This is a genomic window from Mycobacterium sp. (assembly GCF_040398885.1).
In the GTDB taxonomy this organism is placed as follows: domain Bacteria; phylum Actinomycetota; class Actinomycetes; order Mycobacteriales; family Mycobacteriaceae; genus Mycobacterium.
Window position 1 is genome coordinate 1 of the sequence record NZ_JBBATF010000200.1, and the last position, 4,435, is coordinate 4,435.

General features: G+C 67.4%; 5 protein-coding genes and 1 other RNA gene. All 6 read left to right on the top strand.

Annotated elements, in window-relative coordinates:
• The first annotated feature begins 146 nt into the window (after positions 1-146).
• On the top strand, positions 147-836 hold the full coding sequence (gene ftsE, locus ADBZ5U_RS14525) for a cell division ATP-binding protein FtsE (RefSeq protein ID WP_526811367.1): 690 nt from the start codon (positions 147-149) through the stop codon (positions 834-836).
• Between the two features lie 2 nt (positions 837-838).
• A complete protein-coding gene (gene ftsX / locus ADBZ5U_RS14530; RefSeq protein WP_526811361.1) occupies positions 839-1,732 on the top strand; it encodes a permease-like cell division protein FtsX in 894 nt (297 codons plus the stop codon).
• Between the two features lie 3 nt (positions 1,733-1,735).
• Positions 1,736-2,257, top strand: a complete 522-nt coding sequence (gene smpB / locus ADBZ5U_RS14535; RefSeq protein ID WP_526811363.1) for an SsrA-binding protein SmpB — start codon at positions 1,736-1,738, stop codon at positions 2,255-2,257.
• Complete coding sequence (locus ADBZ5U_RS14540; protein WP_526811369.1) at positions 2,254-3,108, top strand: EamA family transporter; 855 nt, start codon at positions 2,254-2,256, stop codon at positions 3,106-3,108. The genes smpB and ADBZ5U_RS14540 overlap by 4 nt, the downstream gene beginning before the upstream one ends.
• Positions 3,109-3,118: 10 nt before the next feature.
• On the top strand, positions 3,119-3,964 hold the full coding sequence (locus tag ADBZ5U_RS14545) for a maleylpyruvate isomerase family mycothiol-dependent enzyme (RefSeq protein WP_526811365.1): 846 nt from the start codon (positions 3,119-3,121) through the stop codon (positions 3,962-3,964).
• A 103-nt stretch (positions 3,965-4,067) separates the two neighbouring features.
• Positions 4,068-4,435, top strand: a transfer-messenger RNA (tmRNA) gene (gene ssrA / locus ADBZ5U_RS14550); the annotation flags it as partial.

A 4,435-nucleotide genomic window follows, 5' to 3' on the forward strand; every position in this document is an offset into this window, starting at 1 on the left:
CGCCCGCGCCCAACCCCACCCCGGCGGAGCCACCCGGGCGCCCGCCCGGCACGGGTGCGGACACCCCCGCCGCGGCCGGAGGCGGGTCGGCTCCGGCGCCGCCGGCACAGTAGCGGCAGCGTTCCCGGCTACACTGGCGTGCCGTGATGATCTCCGTCGACCATGTCACCAAGCAGTACAAGGCCTCCGGCCGTCCTGCGCTGGACAATGTCAGCGTCAAGATCGACAAGGGTGAGTTCGTCTTCCTGATCGGGGAGTCCGGATCGGGCAAGTCCACCTTCATCAGCCTGCTGCTGGCCGAGGAGTCGCCGACCTCCGGTGAGATCCAGGTGTCGAAGTTCCACGTCAACAAGCTTTCCGGCCGTCACATCCCCAAATTGCGCCAGGTGATCGGCTGCGTGTTCCAGGACTTCCGGCTGCTGCAGCAGAAGACCGTCGCGGAGAATGTGGCCTTCGCCCTGGAAGTGATCGGCAAGCCGTCCGACGTCATCAAGAAGGTGGTGCCCGAGGTGCTCGATATGGTCGGCCTGTCCGGCAAGGCCAACCGCCTGCCGAGCGAACTCTCCGGCGGTGAGCAGCAACGGGTGGCCATCGCCCGGGCCTTCGTCAACCGGCCGCTGGTCCTGCTGGCCGACGAGCCGACCGGCAACCTGGACCCGGAGACCAGCCGGGAGATCATGGACCTGCTGGACCGGATCAACCGCACCGGCACCACCGTGGTGATGGCCACTCACGACCACCACATCGTCGACTCCATGCGCCAGCGGGTGATCGAGCTGTCCCAGGGCCGGCTGGTCCGCGACGAGCAGCGCGGCGTCTACGGAATGGACCGCTAGAGGTGCGCGCGGGATTCCTCATCAACGAGGTCGTCACCGGCCTTCGTCGCAACGTCACCATGACCATCGCGATGATCCTGACGACGGCCATCTCCATCGGACTGTTCGGCGGCGGCCTGCTGGTGGTGCGTCTCGCCGACCAGTCGCGCAACATCTATCTCGACCGCGTCGAGAGCCAGGTCTTCCTGAACCAGGACATCTCGGCCAACGACCTCACCTGCGACGGCGAACCGTGCAAGGCGTTGCGGGCGCAGATCGAGGGGCGCGAGGACGTCAAGTCGGTGCGCTTCCTGAACAAGGACGACGCCTACAACGACGCCGTCACCAAGTTCCCCGAGTACAAGGACGTCGCCAGCAAGGACTCGTTCCCGGCGTCGTTCATCGTCAAGCTGAACAACCCCGAACAGCACGCCGATTTCGACACCGCACTGCAGGGTCAGCCCGGTGTGCTCAACGTGCTCAACCAGAAGGACCTGATCGACCGGCTGTTCGCGGTGCTCGACGGGTTGTCCCGCGCCGCCTTCGCCATCGCGATCGTGCAGGCCGTCAGCGCGATTCTGTTGATCGCCAACATGGTTCAGGTCGCCGCCTACACCCGCCGCACCGAAATCGGCATCATGCGCATGGTGGGCGCCACCCGCTGGTACACCCAGTTGCCGTTCCTGCTGGAGGCGGTGCTGGCCGCGACGGTCGGTGTGGTGCTGGCCATCGTCGGCCTGATCGTCGCGCGGGCGCTGTTCCTGGACAAGGCGCTGGATCAGTTCTACCGAGCCAATCTCATCGCCAGGATCGACTACGCCGACATCCTCTACATCGCCCCGGCGATGTTCGCCATCGGCGTCGCGATGGCCGCTGTCACCGCCTACGTCACACTGCGGCTGTACGTGCGGAAGTAGCCGGTGAAGGCATCGGCGGAGCGGAAAGCCGCGGCGGCCAGGAAGTCCGGCGACAGCAAGGGCGGCAAACGGGTCATCGCCAGCAACCGCAGGGCCCGCCACAACTACGCGGTGCTGGAGGTCTTCGAAGCCGGCGTGGTGCTGACCGGCACCGAGGTCAAAAGCCTGCGGGACGGCAACGCCTCGATGGCGGACTCCTTCGCCACCGTCGACGACGGCGAGGTGTGGCTGCGCAACCTGCACATCCCGGAGTACCACCACGGAACCTGGACCAACCACCCCCCGCGGCGCAACCGCAAACTGCTGCTGCACCGCCGCCAGATCGACATGCTGATGGGCAAGATCCGGGACGGCAACCTGACCCTGGTGCCGCTGTCGATGTACTTCCTGGACGGCAAGGTCAAGGTCGAGTTGGCGCTGGCGCGCGGCAAGCAGGCGCATGACAAGCGTCAGGACCTGGCCCGCCGCGACGCCCAGCGAGAAGTGATCCGGGAACTGGGACGGCGCACCAAAGGCAAGATCTGACCGGCATCCTGCTGGCGCTGAGCGCCGCGATCTGTTACGGCCTGAGCGATTTCGTCGGCGGACTCGCCTCCCGCCACGTTGCCGCATTGCGGGTGGTGCTGGTCTCCTACCCGGTCGCTCTGGTGATCCTGGCCGCCCTGGCCGTGGGATTCGGCGGCACGCTGAGTCCGGCGGCGGTGATCTGGGGGACGTTGTGCGGGCTGAGCCAGGGCCTGGCGGTGTGGTGGTTCTACGCCGCACTGGGATCGGGTCCGATTTCGGTGGTCTCGCCCCTGACCGCGGTGCTGGCCGCCGCCATTCCCCTGGCTGTCGGGTTGGCGATCGGGGAGCGCCCGGGGGTGGCGGCCGGCGTGGGTGCGGTGCTGGCCCTGGTGGCGGTGGTGCTGGTGAGCCGGGAAGCCACCGACGAGGATGAGCGCCCGCACCGGTTCACCCGGCAGGTGGCGTGGTTGACCGTGGGGGCCGGTGTCGGTTTCGGCCTCAACTACGTGCTGCTGCACCAGGCGCCGGAGGAGGCCAGGCTGTGGCCGCTGGTCTTCGGGCGGCTGGCCGGCACCGCGATGGTGTTCGTCGCGGCCGCGTTCACGGGGGAATTCCGCCTGCCACAAGGCTTTCCGATGCGGCTGGCGTTGGGTGCGGCGCTGTTCGACGTCGGCGCCAACATCACCATGCTGCTGGCACTGCACGGCTCGTTGCAGTTGCTGGCCGGTGTGCTGATCTCGCTGTACCCGGTGGCGACCGTGCTGCTGGCGATTGTGGTGCTACGGGAACGGATGACCCGGTGGCAGGTGGTCGGTCTGGTGCTGGCGGTGGCGTCGGTGGCGCTTTTCGCGGGTCGGCCGCTGGGCTAGCATTCGGGGAATGGCTGATGCAGAACGCCCCCGCACCGTCCTGGACAAGAACGAGGTACTGAACGGGCTGTTCGCCTCCTGGGACGGGATCGAGGCGGTCCTGGCCGCGCTGCCCGAAGACTCCTGGCAGGCGCCGACGTCGCTGCCCGGCTGGACCGTCCACAGCGTCGTCGCCCACATCGTCGGCACCGAGATGATGCTGTCGGGCACGCCCACCCCGGAGGTCGACATCTCCGGGCGCACCCACGTCCACAACGACATCGGGACGCTCAACGAGCGCTGGGTGGAGCATCTGCGCGACGAGACCCCGGCGGGCATGCTGACCAGATTCCGCGAAATCACCACCCGCCGTAGGGCGGCGCTGTCGTCGATGCCCGTCGAGGAGTGGAACACCGTCACCTTCACCCCGGCCGGCCCGGACAGTTACGGCCGGTTCATGCGGGTGCGGGTGTTCGACTGCTGGATGCACGAACACGACATCCGGGAGGCGGTGGGCCGCCCGGCCGGCGACGACGGACTCGGCGGGCCGGACACCCGACTTGCACTCGACGAGATGGTGTCCAGCATGGGTTTCGTGGTGGCCAAGAAAGGCAAGGCCCCGGACGGCTCCCGGGTGCTGATCAGGCTGACCGGCCCGGTGTCGCGGGAGATCCGGGTGGCCGTCAACGGGCGCGCGGCGCTCGTCGACGATTTCGGCGACGCCGAACCCACCGTCGCGATCACCCTCGACGGCCTGCAGTTCACCCGGTTGGCCGGCGGGCGGCCGCTGCTGGCGGGGCGCCCGCAGTCCGTCGACTATGCCGGTGACACCGGGGCCGGCGCCCGCATCGTGGAGAACCTGGCCTACGTGATCTGACTCCGCCGGCCCTGGTCAGAGCGCAGCGGGAGTAATCGGTGGGGTTTGTCGGTTATGTCCCTTACCATTGGAGATCTGACCGAAGCCATCGGTCGGGGTGCGAGGGGCTGAACGGTTTCGACTTCGCGCATCGAATCAAGGGAAGCGTGCCGGTGCAGGCAAGAGACCACCGTAAGCGTCATTGCAACCAATTAAGCGCCGATTCCAATCAGCGCGACTTCGCCCTCGCTGCCTAAGCGACGGTGAGTCTGTCAGACCGGGAGAGCCCTCGGCCCGGACCCTGGCATCAGCTAGAGGGATCCACCGCTGGAGTCCGGTCGCGGGACTCAGCGGGACAACCAACAGCGACTGGGATCGTCATCCTGACTTGTTCGTGTGAACAGGAGATCCGAGTAGAGGCGTAGCGAACTGCGCACGGAGAAGTCTTGAGGGAATGCCGTAGGACCCGGGTTCGATTCCCGGCAGCTCCAC

What these genes read in the sequence shown, in the direction of transcription:
- ftsE (WP_526811367.1), top strand. Translation starts at nt 147, where the DNA reads ATGATCTCCGTCGACCATGTCACCAAGCAGTACAAGGCCTCCGGCCGT.
- ADBZ5U_RS14545 (WP_526811365.1), top strand. Translation starts at nt 3,119, where the DNA reads ATGGCTGATGCAGAACGCCCCCGCACCGTCCTGGACAAGAACGAGGTA.